Here is a 20,855-nt window from a genome sequence, read left to right on the forward strand (position 1 = left end):
CAGGACATGACAGTGACTTCCAGCCTCTTTTGGTACGACTACGAAACCACCGGTATTGATCCACGGCGCGACCGGCCGCTGCAGGTGGCGGGGATTCGCACCGATGAAGACCTCAATGAAATTGCTGAGCCGCTGAACATCTACTGCCGGCCCAGCGACGACATCCTGCCGCATCCGGCAGCCTGTCTGGTGACCGGGATTACCCCGAGCAAGCTGGCGCAGCATGGCCTGGATGAAGTCGAGTTTATGAGTCGTGTGCATGCCGAGCTGTCGCAGCCAGGCACCTGCGGGGTGGGCTACAACAGCCTGCGTTTTGATGATGAAGTGACACGCTACAGCCTGTACCGCAACTTCTTCGATCCCTATGCCCGCGAATGGCAGGGCGGCAATAGTCGCTGGGATCTGATCGATCTGGTGCGTACGGCCTATGCATTGCGTCCGGAAGGCATCGTCTGGCCAGAAGACGAAGGCCGGGTGACGCTCAAACTGGAGCGTCTGACCGCTGCCAACGGCATTGCACACGGTCAGGCCCACGACGCGTTGTCCGACGTGCGTGCGACCATTGCCCTGGCGCGCTTGCTGCGTAGCAAACAGCGCAAACTCTATGACTACCTGTATCAGCTGCGCAGTAAGCAGCGCGTGCAGGATCAAATACGCCTGTTGCAGCCATTGGTGCATATCTCCGGGCGTTATGCTGGTGCTCGGCATTACCTGGCGGTGGTCTTGCCGTTGGCTTGGCATCCGCGTAACCGCAATGCGTTGATTGTTTGTGACCTGCAGGTCGATATATCGCCGCTGCTCAACGAGTCGGCCGAGATATTGCGAACGCGTCTGTACACCCGTCGCGATCAATTGGCCGACGGCGAGTTGCCGATACCGCTGAAGTTGCTGCACATCAACCGTTGTCCGGTCGTTGCGCCGATGAAGGTATTGCGCGCCGAGGACATTCAGCGTCTGCAGCTCGATGTGCCGGCTTATCAAGCACAGGCTGAACAATTGCGCAGCAATCCCGGGGTGTGGCAGGAAAAACTTGCGCAGGTATATGCCGATGAGCAGTTTGCCGCTAATCAAGATCCTGAGCAGCAGTTATACGATGGTTTTATTGGTGATCGTGATCGCCGTTTGTGCGAACAGGTTCGGCGTGCCGAGCCGCAGCGCTTGGCAGAATCTGTTTGGTCATTTGATGATGAACGTTTGCCTGAGTTGTTGTTCCGTTACCGTGCGCGCAACTTCGCCGCGACGCTGAATGCGCAAGAGCAACAGCGTTGGCGAACATTCTGCCAACAGCGTTTGAGTCAGCCTGAATACGGGGCACCGAATACGCTCGAACAGTTCAATCAGGCCCTTGCCGCAGTACTTCCTGATATTGGTGTGCAGCAGCAAGCTGTTTTGCTGGAGTGGCGTGATTATGTAGAACAGTTACGTCAGCGTTATGCCCTGTAATTTGTGAGGGTAAAAGCTGAGTGCGTTGTTGAAACAGCGCTCATAAAAAACGCCAGCATCGCTGGCGTTTTTGTTTGAAGCTTGTGGTGCTTAAGCGGCAGGCTTAGCCCAGTAGGGTTGCCCAGCCTTCAACGACGTCACCGCCCCACTTGGCTTTCCACTCTTTCAGAGTTTTGTGGTTGCCGCCTTTGGTTTCGATAACTTCGCCGGTGTTCGGGTTTTTGTACTGCTTAACTTTACGCGCGCGCTTGGTGCCAGCGGGCTTGGTGGTGCGGGTTGCTTTGCTGCCTTTAGCGTCTGGGTCAAGCATGGCAATGATGTCGCGCAGCGATTTCTGGTATTCACCCATCAGTGCGCGCAGTTTGCCTTCGAATTCCAGTTCTTTTTTCAGTTTGTCGTCTTGCGACAGATTTTTCAGGCGATCTTGCAGTTCTTTGATGGCTTCTTCAGTGGCGCGGTATTCGTTGATCAACGACATGTTGGGTACCTGTATTTGGGATTGGCGACTAAGTGATAGCAATAGTAGTCAGGCACTTTTCACAAGTAAACCGCTTTGTCGGTATTTTTTATGAATTGTATTGTTAAGTAACTAGTTGAGTACGTGTTCTGTTGTACAGGTTTGGTTATTTGCCAGTTATGACGGTGGTGTTTGCGCTATTTGCCTGGCTGCAACTGTTCGATCTTGCGTTATTGCTGCGCTGGCAAGCGCTGCTTGAGTACTGCAGTTTTTTCTGGCTGTGACTAGAATGGCCGACTTTATCTGAGCGCTGGAGCCGTTGATGCGTACTTTTCGATTGGTTATTGCCTGTCCGGATCGGGTCGGGATTGTGGCCAAGGTCAGTAACTTTCTGGCCACTTACAACGGTTGGATTACCGAAGCGAGCCACCACTCGGATAATCAGAGTGGCTGGTTCTTTATGCGCCACGAGATTCGCGCCGACTCGCTGCCATTTGATCTGGATGGTTTCCGTCAGGCGTTTGCGCCGATTGCCCGTGAGTTTTCCATGGAGTGGCGAGTTACTGATTCGGCGGTAAAGAAGCGTGTAGTGCTGATGGCCAGTCGCGAGTCGCACTGCCTGGCCGATTTGCTGCACCGCTGGCACAGCGCCGAGCTGGATTGCGATATTCCCTGCGTGATTTCCAATCACGATGACCTGCGCAGCATGGTTGAGTGGCATGACATTCCGTACTTTCACGTACCGGTCAACTCGCAGGATAAACAGCCGGCATTTGATGAAGTGTCGCGCCTGGTTAAAGCCCATGCGGCTGACGTGATTGTGTTGGCGCGCTATATGCAGATCTTGCCTGCGCCACTTTGTGCCGAGTTCTCCCAGCGGGTGATCAATATTCATCACAGCTTTCTGCCGTCGTTTGTCGGGGCCAAGCCGTATCACCAAGCATCGCTGCGTGGGGTCAAGCTGATTGGCGCGACCTCGCACTACGTGACCGAGGAGCTGGACGCTGGGCCGATCATTGAGCAGGACGTGGTGCGCGTTAGCCACCGCGACAGCATCGAAGAGATGGTGCGCCTGGGTAAGGACGTCGAGAAGATGGTGCTGTCGCGTGGTCTACGCTATCACTTAGAGGACCGAGTGCTGGTGCACGATAACAAGACAGTGGTGTTCGACTGAGGTGCATGTTGCGGTTCGGTTCAGTACAGAAAGAGGGCTTTACTGATGCTCAAGTCAATCAAAGTACGTGATTACATGACCCGCAATCTGGTGACTTTCCGTCCTGAAATGAACCTGTTCACCGCGATCAATCGGTTGCTCGAACACCGTATTTCCGGCGCGCCGGTGGTCGATGGGCAAGGGCATCTGGTGGGCTTGTTGTCGGAGGGCGATTGCTTGCGCGGCATTCTCTCCGGGGCTTATTACGAGTCGGCGGGTGGGGATGTCAGTGCCTATATGACCACTGAGGTGGAAGTGATTTCACCTGAGGCGGACATTATCGAAATCTCCGAGCGTTTTTTGCGCGGCCGGCGTCGGCGTTTACCTGTGGTTGAAGAAGGCCGCCTGATCGGGCAGGTCAGCCGCAGTGATGTACTGCGTGCGGTCAAGGAGTTCGCCCAGCATGATGAAGGTCACCTGGCGCTTAATTGAAGACCGGCGAAGTACATGGGAGGTGTTATGACAGATCCGCTTGCGCGTGGAACCTCCAGTGCGCCACCGGTGCTCGGGGAGGGCTGTACGCAGCGCTATGATCCACAGGCGTTGACTCCCGAGAACGGTACCGAGTTTGCCGACGCTGCTGAGCTGTGGCGGCAATTGCAGCAGGACGAACAGCCGCCAGCGAATAGCGACAAGCAGAAATAAAAACGGGGCGCTCACAGAGCGCCCCGTTTGGTTGTCACATTTGTTAAATGCGGAAGCTGTCGACCAGTTGCTTGAGGCGGCTGGCCTGTTGCTCCAGATCGCCACAGGCGCGCAGAGTGGCATTGAGGTTTTCCACGCCTTCCTGATTGAGGGTGTTGATTTCGGTGATGTCGACGTTCAGCGATTCGATAACCGAAGTCTGCTCCTCGGTGGCGGTGGCCACTGACTGGTTCATGCCGTCGATCTCGCCGATGCGCTCGGTCACGCTGCTCAGGCGTGCACCGGCCTGGTTGGCGATCTCCACGCTTTCTTCGCTGTAACGCTGACTTTCGGTCATGGTGGTGACCGACTCGCGGGAGCCGACCTGCAACTCCTCGATCATCTTCTCGATTTCCTGGGCTGACTCCTGGGTGCGGTGGGCCAGGTTGCGAACTTCATCGGCGACCACGGCGAAGCCACGGCCGGCTTCACCGGCGCGGGCGGCTTCGATGGCTGCGTTGAGCGCCAGCAGGTTGGTTTGCTGGGAGATGCTTTTGATCACCTCAAGAATCTGTCCAATATTTACCGTTTTACTGTTGAGGGTTTCGATATTGCTGCAGGAGGCGCTGATCTTGCCGGACAGCTCATTCATCGCCTGGATGGTTTTTTCCACAACCTGGCGACCGTCTTCAGCCAGGTGACGTGCATCGGAGGCTTGATTCGAGGCGTCGGCGGCGTTGCGTGCGATCTCCTGGGCGGCGGCGCCCAGTTCGTTGATCGCCGCAGCCACACTGTTGGTACGGCTGGCTTGTTCATCGGAGTTGATCATCGACGAGTTGGAGGCGCCGACCACCAGCTTGGCTACTTCGTTGACCTGGCTGGTGGCGGATGACACTTCGCGGATCGAGCTATGGATACGTTCGACAAACTGGTTGAACGCGCTGGCCAGACGGCCAAACTCGTCGTTGGATTGAATGGTCAGGCGTTTGGTCAGGTCACCCTCGCCCTGGGCGATGTCCTCCATGGCTTTACCCATGACGTTCAGAGGTTGCATCAACACGCTGATCAGCATGCTCAGCAGCAGCATGATCAGCACCACTGCGATGATTGTGGCGACGATAGCCGAGGCGCGGAATTCGCTGAGCATCGAATAGGCTTTGGCTTGATCGATGGACAGGCCGACATGCCAGCTCACCGAAGGCAGGCCTTTGACCGGGGCGAAGGTAAGGATACGGGGTTCGCCATTGAGCTCCACTTCACTGAACTCGCCGCTGATCCGTGGGGTGTTCTGTGGATAGACCTCGCTGAGATTTTTCATCACCAGAGACTTGTCCGGGTGAACTAGGATCTTGCCATCAGCGCTGACCAGAAAGGCATAGCCCATGCCGGCAAAGTCCAGTGAGTTAATGATGTCGACGAGGGTGTTGAGGCTCAGGTCGCCACCAACCACTCCGGCAGCTTTGGCGGGCGTGGCGATGGTGATGATCAGTTCGCTGGTGGCAGCATCAACATAGGGCTCGGTGAGGGTGCTGCCGCCTGCGGCCATGGCGTCCTTGTACCAGGGGCGCTGGCGTGGGTCATAACCATCCGGCATGTCCTCGTCCGGGCGCATGGTGAAGCTGCCATCGGCGCTGCCCAGGTAGGTAAAGGCGAAGGTGGAAGTCAGAACTTTCTGCTCCAGAAGCCCGGTCAGGGCATCGCCGGAAGAGTCGCGGGCGACCGATTGAGCAACGTTTTCGACCAGCAGGATGCGCCCCGACAGCCAGTTGGAAATATTGCTGGCGGTGACATTGCCCATTTCTTGTAGATAGCTTTCCAGATCATCGCGGATGGCGTTGCGCTGCAGGTAATCGTTGTACAGGGTGAACAGTGAGAATGCGGCGATCACCACCAGTGAGGCGGCGAGCAGAATCTTGTGGCTGAACTTCAGGTTGTTGGTCATGGCTTCTTGCGTCCGGTAAGTTCTGGCATCAGTCTTGGGCTGATGTAAGGCAATGGCACCACCGACGTGCGGCGATGCTGACTATGTCGGCTTAATTGCAGTAAAGCTTTAACCACGGAGATAACAAGATGGCGCAAACCGATCAGTTTGTTGTGGGGGCCGATCTTCAGGGGCTGTCGGTGGGGCAGGCATTGCGTCTGGCCAATCGACATGGGCTGATTGCCGGCGCCACGGGCACTGGCAAAACGGTGACCCTGCAGCGCTTGATCGAAACTTTCAGTGATGCCGGTGTGGCAGTGTTTGCCGCGGACGTGAAGGGGGATCTCTGTGGCCTGGGGGCTGCCGGTGCGCCGCAAGGCAAAGTGGCCGAGCGCATCGCCAGCATGCCCTGGCTCAATCATCAGCCGATGGCCTATCCGGTAACCCTGTGGGATGTGCACGGCAAGAGCGGCCACCCACTGCGTACCACCCTGAGTGAGATGGGGCCTTTGCTGCTCGGTGCGCTGCTGGAGCTGACCGACAGTCAGCAAGCGGCACTCTATGCCGCGTTTAAGGTAGCGGACCGCGAAGGTCTGCTGCTGCTTGATCTGAAAGATCTCAAGGCGCTGTTGGCACACCTGAAAAGTCATCCTGAAGTGCTGGGTGAAGACAGCGCGCTATTTACCGCTACGTCATCGCAAGCCCTGCTGCGCAAATTGGCGGGCCTGGAACAGCAGGGTGCAGATGCGCTGTTTGGTGAGCCGGCGTTGCAGCTGGAAGACATTCTGCATCCAGATCGCGATGGTCGCGGACGCATTCACCTGCTCGACGCCAGTCGCCTGGTGCACGAGGCACCGAAGGTCTATGCAACCTTCCTGCTCTGGCTGCTGGCCGAGCTGTTCGAGCAGTTGCCAGAGCGTGGTGATGCCGACAAGCCTTTGCTGGCGCTGTTCTTCGATGAAGCGCACTTGCTGTTTGCCGACACCCCGAAGGCCTTGCAGGAGCGCCTGGAGCAGGTGGTGCGGTTGATCCGCTCGAAAGGTGTGGGAGTGTATTTCGTCACCCAATCGCCAGGCGACCTGCCGGATGATGTGTTGGCGCAGCTTGGTTTGCGCATCCAGCACGGCCTGCGCGCTTTTACCGCCAAAGAGCAGAAGTCGCTGCGTGCGGTGGCCGATGGCTTTCGGCCCAATCCGGCTATCGACACGTTGACGGTGCTTACCGAGCTGGGTATCGGTGAAGCCCTGGTTGGCACGCTGGAAGCCAAAGGCACGCCGGCTATGGTTCAGCGTGTAGCCGTGGCGCCACCACAGTCACGTATTGGGCCACTGAGTGAGGCCGAGCGCGTGGCCTTGATTCAGCAGTCGCCGTTGCGTGGCCGCTACGACAAGCCAATCGATCGTGAGTCTGCCTATGAATTGCTGACCGCCCGCGCTGAGCAGGCCGCCCAACAGGCAGAGCCAAGTAAACCTAGCGCCGCGAACAAGAAGGTCGAGTCTGGCGGCGGTATTGGTAGCGCAGCGGGTGAGCTGCTTGGCGGTCTGGCCAGTCAGGTGGTGAAAACGGCCATGCGCCAAGCCGCCAATCAGATCGGCCGGCAACTGGTGCGTGGTCTGCTGGGGTCGCTGATGGGGGGCAAGGGACGTTGAACCAGTGGCCATCCCGATCAGGGATGGCCAGGTATCTGGCATCAGGGCTGCGCGGCGTCAGCCAGACGCCTCGTCTGCCTTGGCTTGCAGCTCTTTTTCGATTTTTACCAGCTCTTTTTCAAACGCTTGGTCGAGAAGGTTAGCCTTCTTGCGCCACGGCTTGCGCTCGGGGTCCGGTTGAGCGGCGTAGGTAATCACTTCCCCGCCGTATACATCCTTGTAACGCTGCGCCTGGCGCTCGAGTTCGGCGCGCAGTTCGTCTTTCGTCACGTAGTTACCCATGGTCTTGAACAGAATATTGGCTGGATGCCAGGCATATGGCCTGGGCACCTGAGACGGCCAAACAGTTTTAGCTCGCGCATTTAGTAAGCGTAGCGAATAGTTTCAATGACTATTGCCGCGCTGGTTTACCCTTTAATTGTGGATGATCTGAACGAGTTGTCAGATTTGTTAAAGGGTTAATTAGGCTGCGCTCGGCAATTATGGCGAAGCCAAGTTAAATGTCCAGCCTGCTTAGTTGGCAGGTTGTAGACCGTAACGTTGCACAATGGTTGCAAGCTGGCCGTTATTGCGCAACGTTCTCAGCCCGCGATTGAATGCCTGAAACTGTGCAGGCGTGACTTTCTTGCGGGAAAAACCAATGCCGTATGAAATTGACGTCAAATGCCCGGCGTTACGCAGCGCGTAGAGATATTCATGCTCAATCAAGTGGCGGGCTACATCGCGATTAAGTACAACGACACCTCGCTCACCAAAGCGCCCAGCGGTGAGCATCAACAGCAGGCGATGGTTGTTGGTCACCAGTTTAACTTCGACATCCGCTGTGTTCTTCAGGCTTTCCTGCAGTACGAATGAGGTGCCTGACGGGCCGTACACGCCGACCTGGCGGCCTTGCAAATCGCCTGGCTGACTGTAGTGGAAGTCGCTTGAACGCAGGGTGTAGAAGTCGTAGCCGGAGGTCACCAGCATCGGCGTAATACGGAATGCCTGGCGCCGTGCGGGAGATTGAATCACGGTGAAAATGCCATCCACTTCACCCTCTTCGGCCTGCTGCAGGGCACGGCGCCAAGGCAGTACTTCAATATGGCATTGCCACTGCAAGGTGCGGCAGGTGGCTTCGACTATCTCCGGCAGTGCGCCGCTGGCAGTTGCACCGCGCGAGTAACTGAAGGGTGGGAACTCCTCGGTTACAAAATGCAGGTTCTCAGCCGCCGAATTACGGGAAGCAATCAAGGCGATCAGTGTGAGCAGGGCATGGCGTAACAACACGACTTAATCCTTTAGTTGCGATGAACGCTGCAGACGCTGTATTGCCTGGGGGTGGCTAATTGCAATGGTTGGATTATTAACCTTGTGTGAGTGTGTGTGCCTAGCACTTGTTGACGCTTGCTGGGGTGGGACTGGTTTTGTTCAGCGTATTTTCACTGCCAATGTTGGGCCTGCCTGCTTGGTAATACCTTGCAAACTCTAAGCAATTGAGTAAACCCGCATGTCTCCCTACATTTGCGCCCGCACTGGTAAGTCCATTTGTGCAGTTGATTAGCTCGGTTGATCAATCAAGGTGGTGGCTACTGGGGCACGCCCGCAAATCAGGCCGTTAATGGCTGCTATGGAGAACGTTATGCGTAAGTCGATGCAAATGGGTGGGCTGGGGCTGTTGCTGATCGGCCTGGTTGGTTGCGAAGCGGCTGAACAATCGGCGCAGAAGCTCGTTGAAAAGGCCGAGCAGGTCGTTGTGGATGTTGCGCGCGAGGCGGTTGATGAAACCGTGAAAGAGCTCAACAAGCAGGTGGACGAGGTGCAGCAATCAACCAATGAGTGGCTGGGCAAGCCCGTTGAAGAGGCTGAGCCACAGCAATCCGAGCAGCCGCAGACTAAGCCGGATGACCAGGCTGCGAGCAAGTCCATCGAAACCTGAGTCGAGGTTTCAGGGCATCTCCTGCAGTGCTGTGCAACTAGCACTGTAATTCTGCTGGCAGGCGCTGGTGAACAGGCGCCGGGCCTGATTTGCGTCCAGCGGTACGCCTTGTTCGCCGCGTAGGTAGAGGCTGCCGAGGATGTGCTGGGCCATCGGGTTGCCGCCAGCGGCGGACTGGTTGAGGTACTTGAGCATCTGCTGTGGGTTGTTGAAGTCAGGGTTGTCGCGGCCGGTGTACAGGTAGGCCAGGCTGACGGCGGCCATGGCGTGTCCCTTGTCGGCGGCGAGCTTCCACCAGTATTCGGCCTGCTTGAGGTCCTTGTTCGGCTTGCCGACGAAGTACAGGCTGCCGAGCTGGAACTGGCTGTCGAGATCGCCACGGTTGGCCTGGCTGCGCAGGTTGGCCTCGGCGGCGCTGTTTTCGCGGGGGGCATCTGCTTGTTGGGTGGGCTGTTCGGTCTGACTTTGTTCCGCTTGGTTGGCGCAGCCGCCCAGCAGCAGGCTTGCGCAGAGCAGAAACAACAGTGGGCGGTGGTGTAGTGGGGCAATGTTCATGCGCGTTTCTGCTCCCTTGAGTTGACGTTGAACGTTACGTCGAGCCTGTAGCGAGTAAACAGCAGATTGCAGCCTCGCATGCAAGTTGCGCGGAGGTCGAGCTGTTGGCTGCATTGATCGTCCCGTGCAGGTTGCAGAATCCATATCAGTTTGTCGCCTGCAGCGTTTCGCCCGCGCGCCAGAGCTGCGATTCTTGGTCATCTCCGCGCTTCTCCGCGAACCCAGGCCTTCGAGGTATCCATGCAGATCAGCTCCAACTTCGACAGCGGCAATATTGAGGTCATCGACGCCATCAACCCACAGCAGGTGCAGCTGGCGATTCGTCCGGACCTCAACAGTAGGCATTTCCAGTGGTTCCACTTCAAGGTCGAGGGCTTGCAGCCTGGGCAGCGTTACGGCTTCAGCCTGGTCAATGCCGGGCAGTCGTCGTACAAGAATGCCTGGAGCGGTTACCACGCCGTGGCCTCTTACGATCAGCGCGACTGGTTTCGGGTGCCCAGCCGCTTTGAAGAGGGCGCGCTGAAGTTCGACATCGAGCCGCAGCACGGGCAGATCTGGTTCGCCTATTTCGAGCCCTACAGCCGCGAGCGCCATAGCCAGTTGATCGAGGATGCGCAGCGTTTGGCGGGCGCCGAGCTGTTTGCCACAGGCAAGAGCATTGAAGGCCGGCCCATCGAGTTGCTGCGCATCAGCCGCAATCCACAGGCACAGCGCAAAATCTGGCTGATCGCCCAGCAGCATCCCGGCGAGCATATGGCCGAGTGGTTTATGCAGGGGCTGCTTGAGCGTCTGCAGAGCCGCGATGATGCCGAGCTGAATACGCTGTTGGAGCAGGCCGATCTGTACCTGGTGCCGAACATGAATCCGGACGGCGCCTTCCGTGGCCATCTGCGTACCAATGTCGCTGGGTGTGACCTTAATCGCGCCTGGCAGTCGGCGAGTGAGACGGACAGCCCCGAGGTGTATTTCGTCCAGCAGCAGATGCGCACCGTTGGCGTCGATCTGTTTTTGGATATCCACGGTGATGAGGAAATTCCTCACGTGTTTGTCGCCGGCTGTGAAGGCAACCCCAGCTATAGCCCGCGCCTGCAACGTCTGGAAAACCAGTTCAAGCAGTTGCTGATCGATAACGGTGCCGAATTCCAGACCACCTTCGGCTACACGCCCGATCAGTTCGGCCAGGCCAACACCAGCCTGGCCTGCAACGCGGTGGGCATGGAGTTTGATTGCCTGGCCTTTACCATCGAAATGCCGTTCAAGGATCACGACGACCGTCCCAACCCGCAGACCGGCTGGAGTAGTGCGCGTTCGATGCAGTTGGGCAAGGATGTACTGAGTGTGGCAGCCGCCATGGTCGGGCAGCTGCGCGAATAACAGGGCGCTGGCGGGCAGGGGCTGCCCGCCAGGATTGTCGCTAAGGTCTCTTTAGCCTCGGTAGTAGCGCTGTGGCACAAACGGGGTCTTGGCCACTTTCATCGCCACGCGTTTGCCGCGCACCATGGCCCATACCTCGGTATCCAGGGCGATATGGCTGTTCTGCACATAGCCCATGGCTACCGGCGCAGCCAGGGTTGGGCCGAAGCCGCCGCTGCATACGGTGCCGATCACATTGCCATCGGCATCGACGATTTCTGCGCCTTCACGCACCGGTACACGCTCCTGCGGCAGCAGGCCGACGCGCTTGCTGGCAACGCCTTGTTGTTGCTGGGCGAAGATTCGTTCTGCACCGGGGAAGCCGCCAGCCCGGGCGCCATCGGCGCGGCGTGGCTTGGACATGGCCCACAGCAGGCTGGCTTCGATCGGTGTGGTGCTGGTGCTCATGTCGTGGCCATACAGGCACAGGCCGGCTTCCAGACGCAGCGAGTCGCGGGCGCCAAGGCCGATGGCGGCTACTTCCGGTTCGGCCAGCAGGCTGCGCGCCAGGGTTTCGGTGTGCTCACACGGTACCGAGATTTCGAAGCCGTCTTCGCCGGTGTAGCCGGAGCGGCTGACGTAGCAATCGACGCCGAGCAGACGCACTGGGGCGAATTGCATAAAGGTCATCTTCGCCACTTCAGGTGCCAGGCGCGCCAGCACATCGACGGCTTGCGGGCCTTGCAGCGCCAACAGTGCGCGTGCCTCGAACAGGCTTTCGATCTCGCATTGGCTGCCAATATGTTTTTGCAGGTGAGCCAGATCCTGGTCCTTGCAGGCGGCGTTGACCACCAGGAACAGCGTGTCGTTACCCAGGTTGGCGACCATCAGGTCGTCGAGGATACCGCCGTTGTCATCTGTGAACATGGCGTAGCGCTGCATGCCCACGGGCAGGTCGACGATGTCTACCGGCACCAGGGTTTCCAGTGCCTTGGCGGCATTTGCACCACGCAGGACAATCTGGCCCATGTGCGAGACGTCGAACAGGCCGGCAGCTTCGCGGGTGTGCAGGTGTTCCTTCATCACCCCGAGCGGGTACTGCACCGGCATGTCGTAGCCGGCGAACGGCACCATGCGCGCGCCCAGTTCGAGATGCAGGGCATGTAGCGGGGTTTTCGCCAGGGTTTCAGTGGTCATGCGGTTCTCCATGTCGGTAAAGGTTGTTTGTATAGGCGCGAGCTAAAAGCGTCTTGCCTACAGGCTGTATGGGATGCCGTGTCAGCATTCGACAATATTCACGGCCAGGCCGCCGCGGGCGGTTTCCTTGTACTTGTTGTTCATGTCGGCGCCGGTCTGGCGCATGGTGCGGATTACCTTGTCTAGCGACACGAAATGCTGACCGTCGCCGCGCAGGGCCATGCGTGCGGCATTGATCGCCTTCACCGAGCCCATGGCGTTGCGCTCGATGCAGGGCACCTGCACCAGCCCACCAATAGGGTCGCAGGTCAGCCCGAGGTTATGTTCCATGCCGATTTCGGCGGCGTTCTCCACCTGGTTGACGCTGCCGCCGAGCACTTCGCACAAGGCGCCTGCGGCCATCGAACAGGCCACGCCGACCTCGCCCTGGCAGCCGACTTCGGCCCCGGAGATCGAGGCGTTTTCCTTATAGAGGATGCCGATGGCCGCGGCGGTTAGGAGAAAGCGCACCACGCCGTCGTCGTTGGAGCTGGGGATAAAGCGGCTGTAGTAATGCAACACCGCCGGCACGATACCGGCCGCGCCATTGGTCGGGGCAGTGACCACGCGCCCGCCGCTGGCGTTTTCCTCGTTCACCGCCAAGGCATAGAGGTTGACCCAGTCGAGCACGCTCAACGCATCGCGCAGGCTGGCTTCCGGGTGCTTGCACAGCTGGCGGTGCAGGGCGGCGGCGCGGCGTTTGACCTTGAGCCCGCCGGGCATGATGCCTTCGTTGCGACAACCGGCTTCGACGCAATCCTGCATCACTTGCCAGATATGCAGCAGGCGCGCGCGGGTCTCGGCTTCCGGCCGCCAGGCCGCCTCGTTGGCCAGCATCACCTGGCTGATCGACAGGTTGTGTTCGGCGCAGTGCGCCAGCAGCTGTTTGCCAGTAGTAAAGGGGTATTGCAGAGCAGTCGTGTCTTCGACAATGCGGTCGGCCCCGGCGGCCTGCTCATCGACAACGAAGCCGCCGCCTACCGAGTAATACTCGCGTGAGCGGATCTGCAAGCCGGCGGCGTCGAAGGCGCGAAAGATCATGCCGTTGGGGTGAAAGGGCAGCGGCTTGCGGATCATCGCCAGGTGCTGTTTCTCGACAAAACGGATGGGTTTTTCGCCGAGCAGGTTGAGTTCACCGCTGCTGCGAATCGCCGCCAGGCGGGCGTCGACGTTACTGGTGTCGACGCTGTCCGGCTGTTCGCCTTCCAGGCCGAGCAGCACGGCTTTATCGCTGCCGTGACCTTTGCCGGTGGCACCGAGTGAGCCGTACAACTCTACTTTGACGCTGTCGGTTGTGGCCAGCAGTTGATCGCGGCGCAGGCCTTCAGCAAAGCGTACGGCGGCCAACATCGGGCCGACCGTATGCGAGCTGGACGGGCCAATGCCGATCTTGAAGAGGTCAAAAACGCTAAGTGACATGTTTGCTCCGACTGCGTGTTTTGCTGCCGCCCTTGTGAGGCGGCGTTGATACAGCGCGCGGGATAACCGCGCCGCTAGTGGCAAAAACTGCGTGCCGTCCTAGTCAGCGTAGACCGGGAAGCTGGCGCATAGAGCCGCCACCTGACCACGAACGCGCTCAATTACCGCCGGGTTTTCCAAGTCGTCGAGGATGTCGCAGATCCAGCCGGCCAGGGTGCGGCACTCGCCCTGCTTGAAGCCGCGGGTGGTGACTGCCGGGGTGCCGATGCGGACGCCGGAGGTGACAAACGGCGACTGCGGGTCATTCGGCACGGCGTTCTTGTTTACCGTGATATGCGCCGCACCCAGTGCCGCGTCCGCCGCCTTGCCGGTGAGGCCCTGCTTGATCAGGCTGACCAGCATCAGGTGGTTGTCGGTGCCGCCGGAGACCACATCAAAACCTCGCGCAACGAACACTTCGGCCATCGCCTGGGCGTTGTCGACCACCTGCTGCTGGTAGGTCTTGAAGCCAGGCTCCAACGCTTCCTTGAAGCACACGGCCTTGGCTGCGATCACATGCATCAGCGGGCCGCCCTGGCTGCCAGGGAACACCGCGGAGTTAAGCTTCTTCTCGATCTCTTCGTTGGCCTTGGCCAGGATCAAACCGCCACGTGGGCCGCGCAGGGTCTTGTGCGTTGTGGTGGTGACCACATCGGCGAAAGGAAGCGGATTGGGGTACAGGCCAGCTGCGACCAGGCCGGCGACGTGGGCCATATCGACAAACAGCAGTGCACCAACCTTGTCGGCGATGGCGCGGAAACGGGCGAAATCCAGGGTGCGCGAATAAGCGGAGAAACCGGCGACGATCATCTTCGGCTTATGTTCGACGGCCAGGCGCTCAACCTCGGCGTAATCGATCAGGCCGTTCTCGTCGATGCCGTACTGCACCGCGTTGTACAGCTTGCCGGAGGACGACACCTTGGCCCCGTGGGTCAGGTGGCCGCCGTGGGCCAGGCTCATGCCGAGGAGGGTATCGCCGGCATTGAGCAGGGCCAGGTACACCGCGCTATTGGCCGAGGAGCCGGAGTGCGGCTGCACGTTGGCGTAGTCGGCGCCGAACAGCTGCTTGGCGCGCTCGATGGCCAGCGTCTCGACCTTGTCGACATGCTCACAACCGCCGTAGTAGCGCTTAGCCGGGTAGCCTTCGGCGTACTTGTTGGTCAGCCCGCTGCCCTGGGCCTGCATGACGCGCTGGCTGCAGTAGTTTTCCGAAGCAATCAGCTCGATATGGTCTTCCTGGCGCTGCTCTTCGGCGTTGATCGCGGCGAGCAGGGCATCATCGTAGCCTTGCAGTTGGTCGTGCTTGCTGAACATGGTGAGGCCCTCTGGTTTTTATATGAGGTGCAGCTAACCCGCCTCGGGTAGAGGTGAGTCGAAAATTGGGGAGAAAGCAGTCCCGCGGCCCGGATGCGTTCCGGGCCGCGGGCTGTTATCACGCGTCCTGGTACGCCTCGATGGACGGGCAGGCGCAGATCAGGTTGCGGTCGCCGAACACGTTGTCCACGCGGCCGACCGGCGGCCAGTACTTGGCCTCGATCAGGCTGGCCACTGGGTATACGGCCTGCTCGCGGCTGTAGCCGTGAGTCCACTCGCCAGTCAGTTCCAGGGCGGTGTGCGGGGCGTTTTTCAGCGGGTTGTCGTTGGCATCCAACTGGCCGGCTTCCACCGCACGAATCTCGTTGCGGATGGCGATCATGGCGTCGCAGAAGCGGTCCAGTTCTTCCTTGGATTCGCTTTCGGTCGGCTCGATCATCAGGGTGCCGGCGACCGGGAAGGACATGGTCGGGGCGTGGAAGCCGAAGTCGATCAGGCGCTTGGCCACGTCGTCAACGCTGATGCCGCTGCTGTCCTTGATCGGACGGATGTCGAGGATGCACTCGTGCGCCACCAGGCCGTTGCTGCCCGAATACAGCACGGGGTAGTGCTCTTCCAGACGGCGGGCGATGTAGTTGGCATTCAGGATGGCCATTTGCGAAGCGCGCTTGAGGCCTTCGCCGCCCATCATGCTGATATACATCCAGGTGATTGGCAGGATGCTGGCGCTGCCGAATGGCGCGGCGCTGACTGCACCTTCTTTACGGGCCATATGGCCGTGGCCAGGCAGGAACGGAATCAGGTGCGCTTTCACGCCAATCGGGCCGACGCCTGGGCCACCACCGCCGTGCGGGATGCAGAAGGTCTTGTGCAGGTTCAGGTGCGAGACGTCGCCGCCGAACTTGCCCGGGGCACACAGGCCGACCATTGCGTTCATGTTGGCGCCGTCGATATACACCTGGCCGCCGTTGTCGTGAATGATCTGGCAGATCTCGCGGATGCCTTCCTCGAACACACCGTGGGTCGACGGGTAGGTAATCATCAGCGCCGCGAGGCGGTCTTTGTGCTCTTCGGCCTTGGCCTTGAGGTCGGCAATATCGACGTTGCCACTGCTGTCGCAGGCAGTCACCACCACGCGCATACCGGCCATGCTGGCGGTCGCTGGGTTAGTGCCGTGGGCCGATTGCGGGATCAGGCAGATATCGCGCTGATCATCGCCGCGGCTCAGGTGGTAAGCGCGAATGGCCAAGAGGCCGGCGTACTCGCCCTGGGAGCCGGCGTTCGGCTGCAGGGAGATGCCGTCGTAACCGGTGGCTGCGCAGAGCATGGCTTCCAGTTCAGTGGTCAGCTGGCTGTAACCCTGGCTCTGTTCGACCGGGGCAAAGGGGTGCAGGTTGCCGAACTCGGCCCAGGTCACCGGGATCATTTCGCTGGCGGCGTTGAGCTTCATGGTGCAGGAGCCCAGCGGGATCATGCTGCGGTCCAGCGCCAGGTCCTTGTCGGCCAGCTTGCGCAGGTAGCGCATCAGCTCGGTTTCGCTGTGGTAGCGATTGAACACGGGGTGGCTGAGGATTTCGCTTTCGCGCAGCAGGCCTTTTGGCAGCTGGGCGATTACGCCGGCAGCCAATTCTGCGAAGGCTGGAACAGCTTTGCCTTCGGCGAAGACCGCCAGCAGCGCTTCGATGGCCGCCTGGTCGGTGGTTTCATCCAGGGACAGGCCCAGGCGCTCGCCATCGATTTCGCGCAGGTTGATCCCGGCCTTGCGTGCAGCGGCGTGCAGGGCAGCGGTTTTGCCGGCGGTGGCCAGGGTCAGGGTGTCGAAGAAGAACTCCTGTTCAACGCTGTAACCCAGGGCGCGCAGGCCCTTGGCCAGAATCGCGGTGAACTGGTGCACGCGCTGAGCGATTTGCACCAGGCCTTTCGGGCCGTGGTACACGGCGTACATGCTGGCGATGTTGGCCAGAAGCACCTGGGCGGTACAGATATTACTGGTGGCCTTCTCGCGGCGGATATGCTGCTCGCGAGTCTGCATGGCCAGGCGCAGGGCCGGCTTGCCGAAACGGTCGATCGACATGCCGACCAGGCGGCCCGGCATGTCGCGCTTGAATGCGTCGCGGGTGGCAAAGTAGGCAGCGTGCGGGCCACCGAAGCCCAGCGGCACACCGAAGCGCTGCGCGCTGCCCAGGGCCACGTCGGCACCGAATTCGCCCGGCGCGGTGAGCAGGGTCAGGGCCAGCAGGTCGGCAGCTACGGCTACCAGGGCGTTGGCGGCGTGGAAGCGCTCAACCAGTTCGCGGTAGTCGAAGATGTCGCCATTGCTCGCCGGGTATTGCAGCAGCGCACCGAAGTAGGCGCTGGCGTCAGTGATGGCGGCTTCGTCGCCGATGACCACTTCAATGCCCAGCGGCTCGGCACGGGTGCGCAGCACGTCGAGGGTCTGCGGGTGGCAATGCATGGATGCGAAGAAGGCGTTGCTGGCCTTGTTCTTCGACAGGCGCTTGCAGAAGGTCATGGCTTCGGCGGCGGCGGTGGCCTCATCCAGCAAGGATGCGTTGGCGATCTGCATACCGGTAAGGTCGCTGATCAGGGTCTGGAAGTTCAGCAAGGATTCCAAACGGCCCTGGGAAATCTCTGGCTGGTATGGGGTATAGGCGGTGTACCAGGCCGGGTTTTCCAGCAGGTTGCGCAGGATCGGGCTCGGCGTCAGGGTGCCGTAGTAGCCCTGACCGATATAGGTCTTGAACTGCTGGTTCTTGGCCGCGATGGTCTTGATCTTGGCCAGGGCGTCGGCTTCCGACAGGCCTGGCTGAGCACCCAGCACGCTGGTGCCTTTGATGCTCTCGGGGATGACGTTATCGGTCAGCGCGTCGATGCTGGCGTAGCCGAGCAGTTCGAGCATGGCCGCAGTATCGGCGTCACGTGGGCCGATATGGCGGGCGACAAATTCGTTCTGGGTGGTCAGCTTGGTCATTGCAATCTCTCAGGCATCAGCATTGGCGTTGAGCAGGCGCTCGTAGGCGGCCTGGTCGAGCAGGTCGGCTACCGCGCTGGCATTGGCCGGACGGAAACGGAAGAACCAACCCTTGCCCAGGGGATCTTCGTTGACCAGCTCAGGGCTGGATTCTAGCTCGCCATTGACCTCAACCACCTCACCGTCCAGCGGCATGGCGATATTGCTCGCCGCTTTTACCGATTCCAGCACGGCCACTTCAGCGCCTTCAACGTAGCTCTGGGCTTCCGGCAGCTGGACGAATACCACGTCACCCAGGGCTTCCTGGGCATAGGCGGTGATGCCCACAGTAACCAGACCATCGGCATCCTGACGCAGCCATTCGTGCTCAACGGTAAAACGCAATTCGCTCATGTGAACTCCTCAAGGGTGGTGACTCGCCCTTTCTGTTGGGGGCGATGTGCTGGACGCACGTGCTGGGCACGAGCGGAAGGTGAAAAGACCATAGCAAGGGTGGTGCCATTGTTGTTTTTATCAATAAAAACAACAACTTAAGTTTTTTTTAAGTGCTGGTTTTTATAGCGATTGTAGCGATTTCGATACGCGCATGATCGATTCATCCATAAGGCACAGCGCAAAGGCTCTAGCGTCGCGGGCTGAATGTTTTGTGTCGTTTTCATTACGGTGTATTTAGTTCAATACATGTGTTGGCGGAGTCCGTGATCAACTCCGGTGCTGATGCTGTAAGGCGCCAGGATTGCTCTGCCGATAGCGGCCAATCTCTCTGCTGAACCGCCAGGGCCATTCACCCGCCCTATAAAGCGCCATTGAACGGGTCGATGGGCCGGCTGCAGAGCGGCTTTCCAGAGGCGTATTCACTCTTTCGGCTGACAGGGCAAATACCTCTTTCGGGCGCTTATCCCGCTCAAGACGGCTGAGTAGCGTGGAGCCTCAACACGAAACCCGCTTTCCAGGAGAGCCGCATGAGAACAAGAACAAGACATGCCATCTTCCAGCCCAGCGTTTTGGCGATTGCCATTGCTGTTGGCTGTGTCGCGCCTGTCCAGGCTATTACATTCAATATCGGTGAGGTCGAGGCGCAGTTCGACTCATCGCTTTCTGTGGGGGCCAGTTGGAGCGTGCGCGGTGCCGATCCGGACTTTATCGGTACACGTAATGGCGGCAAGGCGTCTTCTCAGACCAACGATGACGGGCGCCTGAACTTCAAGAAAGGCGAAACCTTTTCGAAGATTTTCAAAGGCATTCACGACCTTGAATTGAAGTACGGCGATACCGGCGTGTTTATTCGCGGCAAGTATTGGTACGACTTCGAGACCAAGGACGAAAGCCGTCTGCTGTATGACATCGACGACCACAACCGCAAGACGGCGGCACAGGCCTCCGGTGCGGAAATTCTCGATGCCTTCATCTACCACAACTACAACCTGGGCAGCATGCCGGGCAGTGTGCGAGTCGGTAAGCAAGTGGTCAGCTGGGGTGAGAGTACTTTTATCGGTAACTCGATCAACTCGATCAACCCCGTGGATGCTGCAGCGTTCCGCCGGCCTGGCGCGGAGATCAAGGAAGGGCTGATTCCGGTCAACATGCTCTATGTGTCGCAGAGCTTGACCGACACCGTCAGCATGGAGGCGTTCTACCAGCTGGAGTGGGACCAGACCGTTATCGATAACTGCGGAACGTTCTTCGCGCCCAGCGACACGGCCGCCGATGGCTGTAATGACCGCCTGGTTGTCGCCGGGGCTGATGTCGCGCCGGACGCGTCAAACAACACCGGTGCGCCGGGCAACCCCGTCTTCATTCCGCGCGCGGGTGATCGTGATGCGCGTGACAGCGGTCAGTTTGGCGTTGCCCTGCGCTGGTTTGCCGAGTCGTTGAATGACACCGAGTTCGGCCTGTACGCGATGAATTACCACAGTCGTACCCCGAACGGCAGCATCATTGTTGGCACCGGGGCACCACAGGCTGCCCGCTACTTTCTGGAGTATCCGGAAGATATCCGCCTGTATGGCGTCAGTTTCCAGACCAACATCGATGGCACGGCGTTGTCGGGTGAACTTAGTTATCGGCCAAACATGCCGATCGGCATCAACTCCACTGACATGACCTTTGCATCTCTGCGCCAGGGTTTTTCACCGGTATTCACCAGTGGTCATGGCCGCAATGCCGTGGGCGAGGAAGTGTCCGGTTACGTGCGCAAGCCGGTGACCCAGGCGCAAGTCACGGCGGTGCAGTTTTTCGACCGGGTGCTGGGGGCAAGTCGCCTGACTCTGCTGGGTGAGGTGGGTTACAACCATGTCAGTGGTATCAGTGATGATCTCGGTGAGCTGCGCTTCGGCCGCGATCCTGTCTATGGCATTGGCCAGCTCACCCCCAATACGACCTGTACCGCAGGGGTGAATACCGCCAACCCTGATCAATGTAATGACGACGGCTTCTTCACCAGCAGCTCCTGGGGCTACCGCCTACGGGCCAGTGCCGAATACAGCAACGTTTTCGCCGGGGTCAATCTGACGCCGAGCATTGCCTGGTCGCATGACGTCGATGGTTATGGCCCCAACTTCAGCGAGAGCAGTAAGGCGGTGAGCCTGGGCCTGAACGCTGACTACCAGAACACCTATAACGCCAGCCTCAGTTACACCGACTTCTTTGGTGGTGATTACAACACCAACGTCGACCGTGACTTTGTTGCCCTGAGCTTTGGTGTGAACTTCTGATCAACGCAGTGCAAAAGGATCCGTACACC

The 20,855-nt window shown here is 59.3% G+C and carries 18 protein-coding genes; 8 read left to right on the forward strand and 10 right to left on the reverse strand.

Features of this window, described 5'->3' with window-relative positions; all coding sequences use genetic code 11:
- Positions 1-12: 12 nt before the first annotated feature.
- Entirely contained in the window at positions 13-1,443 is a 1,431-nt protein-coding gene (sbcB, locus tag ACIN8IBEIGE_RS02855) for an exodeoxyribonuclease I (RefSeq protein WP_160016290.1), read from the forward strand.
- Between the two features lie 103 nt (positions 1,444-1,546).
- On the opposite strand, the gene mvaT is transcribed toward sbcB, so the two are convergent.
- Positions 1,547-1,921 carry a histone-like nucleoid-structuring protein MvaT gene (gene mvaT, locus ACIN8IBEIGE_RS02860; RefSeq protein ID WP_160013325.1) on the reverse strand — a complete coding sequence of 125 codons (375 nt, stop codon included), beginning with the start codon at positions 1,919-1,921 and terminating at the stop codon, positions 1,547-1,549.
- A gap of 301 nt (positions 1,922-2,222) precedes the next feature.
- Here mvaT and purU point away from each other — a divergent pair, with 301 nt between their 5' ends.
- From purU to ACIN8IBEIGE_RS02875, 3 genes are read left to right on the forward strand one after another with little or no spacing between them, the layout of a single operon-like run.
- Positions 2,223-3,074, forward strand: coding sequence for a formyltetrahydrofolate deformylase (purU, locus tag ACIN8IBEIGE_RS02865; protein ID WP_160013326.1), 852 nt, complete (start codon positions 2,223-2,225; stop codon positions 3,072-3,074).
- A 45-nt stretch (positions 3,075-3,119) separates the two neighbouring features.
- On the forward strand, positions 3,120-3,545 hold the full coding sequence (locus ACIN8IBEIGE_RS02870) for a CBS domain-containing protein (RefSeq protein WP_160013327.1): 426 nt from the start codon (positions 3,120-3,122) through the stop codon (positions 3,543-3,545).
- 27 nt (positions 3,546-3,572) lie between these two features.
- Complete coding sequence (locus ACIN8IBEIGE_RS02875) at positions 3,573-3,758, forward strand: hypothetical protein (protein ID WP_160013328.1); 186 nt, start codon at positions 3,573-3,575, stop codon at positions 3,756-3,758.
- 43 nt (positions 3,759-3,801) lie between these two features.
- On the opposite strand, the gene ACIN8IBEIGE_RS02880 is transcribed toward ACIN8IBEIGE_RS02875, so the two are convergent.
- Complete coding sequence (locus ACIN8IBEIGE_RS02880; protein ID WP_160013329.1) at positions 3,802-5,679, reverse strand: methyl-accepting chemotaxis protein; 1,878 nt, start codon at positions 5,677-5,679, stop codon at positions 3,802-3,804.
- Positions 5,680-5,807: 128 nt separating this feature from the next.
- On the opposite strand from ACIN8IBEIGE_RS02880, the gene ACIN8IBEIGE_RS02885 reads away from it, so the two are divergent.
- Entirely contained in the window at positions 5,808-7,307 is a 1,500-nt protein-coding gene (locus tag ACIN8IBEIGE_RS02885; protein ID WP_160013330.1) for a helicase HerA-like domain-containing protein, read from the forward strand.
- A gap of 57 nt (positions 7,308-7,364) precedes the next feature.
- Here ACIN8IBEIGE_RS02885 and ACIN8IBEIGE_RS02890 read toward each other — a convergent pair whose 3' ends face one another.
- Both ACIN8IBEIGE_RS02890 and ACIN8IBEIGE_RS02895 read right to left on the reverse strand, forming a co-directional pair.
- Positions 7,365-7,577, reverse strand: coding sequence for a hypothetical protein (locus tag ACIN8IBEIGE_RS02890; RefSeq protein WP_160016291.1), 213 nt, complete (start codon positions 7,575-7,577; stop codon positions 7,365-7,367).
- Positions 7,578-7,820: 243 nt separating this feature from the next.
- On the reverse strand, positions 7,821-8,576 hold the full coding sequence (locus ACIN8IBEIGE_RS02895; protein WP_256665023.1) for an ABC transporter substrate-binding protein: 756 nt from the start codon (positions 8,574-8,576) through the stop codon (positions 7,821-7,823).
- A 352-nt stretch (positions 8,577-8,928) separates the two neighbouring features.
- Here ACIN8IBEIGE_RS02895 and ACIN8IBEIGE_RS02900 point away from each other — a divergent pair, with 352 nt between their 5' ends.
- Complete coding sequence (locus ACIN8IBEIGE_RS02900; protein ID WP_160013331.1) at positions 8,929-9,225, forward strand: hypothetical protein; 297 nt, start codon at positions 8,929-8,931, stop codon at positions 9,223-9,225.
- Positions 9,226-9,234: 9 nt separating this feature from the next.
- On the opposite strand, the gene ACIN8IBEIGE_RS02905 is transcribed toward ACIN8IBEIGE_RS02900, so the two are convergent.
- On the reverse strand, positions 9,235-9,780 hold the full coding sequence (locus ACIN8IBEIGE_RS02905) for a tetratricopeptide repeat protein (RefSeq protein WP_160013332.1): 546 nt from the start codon (positions 9,778-9,780) through the stop codon (positions 9,235-9,237).
- Positions 9,781-10,020: 240 nt separating this feature from the next.
- Here ACIN8IBEIGE_RS02905 and ACIN8IBEIGE_RS02910 point away from each other — a divergent pair, with 240 nt between their 5' ends.
- On the forward strand, positions 10,021-11,154 hold the full coding sequence (locus tag ACIN8IBEIGE_RS02910) for a M14-type cytosolic carboxypeptidase (RefSeq protein WP_160013333.1): 1,134 nt from the start codon (positions 10,021-10,023) through the stop codon (positions 11,152-11,154).
- A gap of 51 nt (positions 11,155-11,205) precedes the next feature.
- Here ACIN8IBEIGE_RS02910 and gcvT read toward each other — a convergent pair whose 3' ends face one another.
- The 5 genes from gcvT to gcvH all read right to left on the reverse strand — a co-directional run bounded on the left by gcvT (position 11,206) and on the right by gcvH (position 18,505).
- Positions 11,206-12,330, reverse strand: coding sequence for a glycine cleavage system aminomethyltransferase GcvT (gene gcvT / locus ACIN8IBEIGE_RS02915; protein ID WP_160013334.1), 1,125 nt, complete (start codon positions 12,328-12,330; stop codon positions 11,206-11,208).
- An 81-nt stretch (positions 12,331-12,411) separates the two neighbouring features.
- Positions 12,412-13,788 carry an L-serine ammonia-lyase gene (locus ACIN8IBEIGE_RS02920; RefSeq protein ID WP_160013335.1) on the reverse strand — a complete coding sequence of 459 codons (1,377 nt, stop codon included), beginning with the start codon at positions 13,786-13,788 and terminating at the stop codon, positions 12,412-12,414.
- A 99-nt stretch (positions 13,789-13,887) separates the two neighbouring features.
- Positions 13,888-15,141: a serine hydroxymethyltransferase gene (glyA, locus tag ACIN8IBEIGE_RS02925; protein ID WP_160013336.1), complete on the reverse strand. Its 1,254-nt coding sequence runs from the start codon at positions 15,139-15,141 to the stop codon at positions 13,888-13,890.
- Positions 15,142-15,259: 118 nt separating this feature from the next.
- Positions 15,260-18,112 (reverse strand): aminomethyl-transferring glycine dehydrogenase, encoded by a 2,853-nt coding sequence (gene gcvP / locus ACIN8IBEIGE_RS02930; protein WP_160013337.1) that lies wholly within the window; start codon positions 18,110-18,112, stop codon positions 15,260-15,262.
- A gap of 9 nt (positions 18,113-18,121) precedes the next feature.
- Positions 18,122-18,505, reverse strand: a complete 384-nt coding sequence (gcvH, locus tag ACIN8IBEIGE_RS02935; protein WP_160013338.1) for a glycine cleavage system protein GcvH — start codon at positions 18,503-18,505, stop codon at positions 18,122-18,124.
- Between the two features lie 569 nt (positions 18,506-19,074).
- On the opposite strand from gcvH, the gene ACIN8IBEIGE_RS02940 reads away from it, so the two are divergent.
- Positions 19,075-20,826: a DUF1302 domain-containing protein gene (locus ACIN8IBEIGE_RS02940; protein WP_160013339.1), complete on the forward strand. Its 1,752-nt coding sequence runs from the start codon at positions 19,075-19,077 to the stop codon at positions 20,824-20,826.
- Positions 20,827-20,855 lie beyond the last annotated feature (29 nt).

This window comes from Pseudomonas sp. 8BK, from assembly GCF_902506475.1.
In the GTDB taxonomy this organism is placed as follows: Bacteria; Pseudomonadota; Gammaproteobacteria; order Pseudomonadales; family Pseudomonadaceae; genus Aquipseudomonas; species Aquipseudomonas anguilliseptica.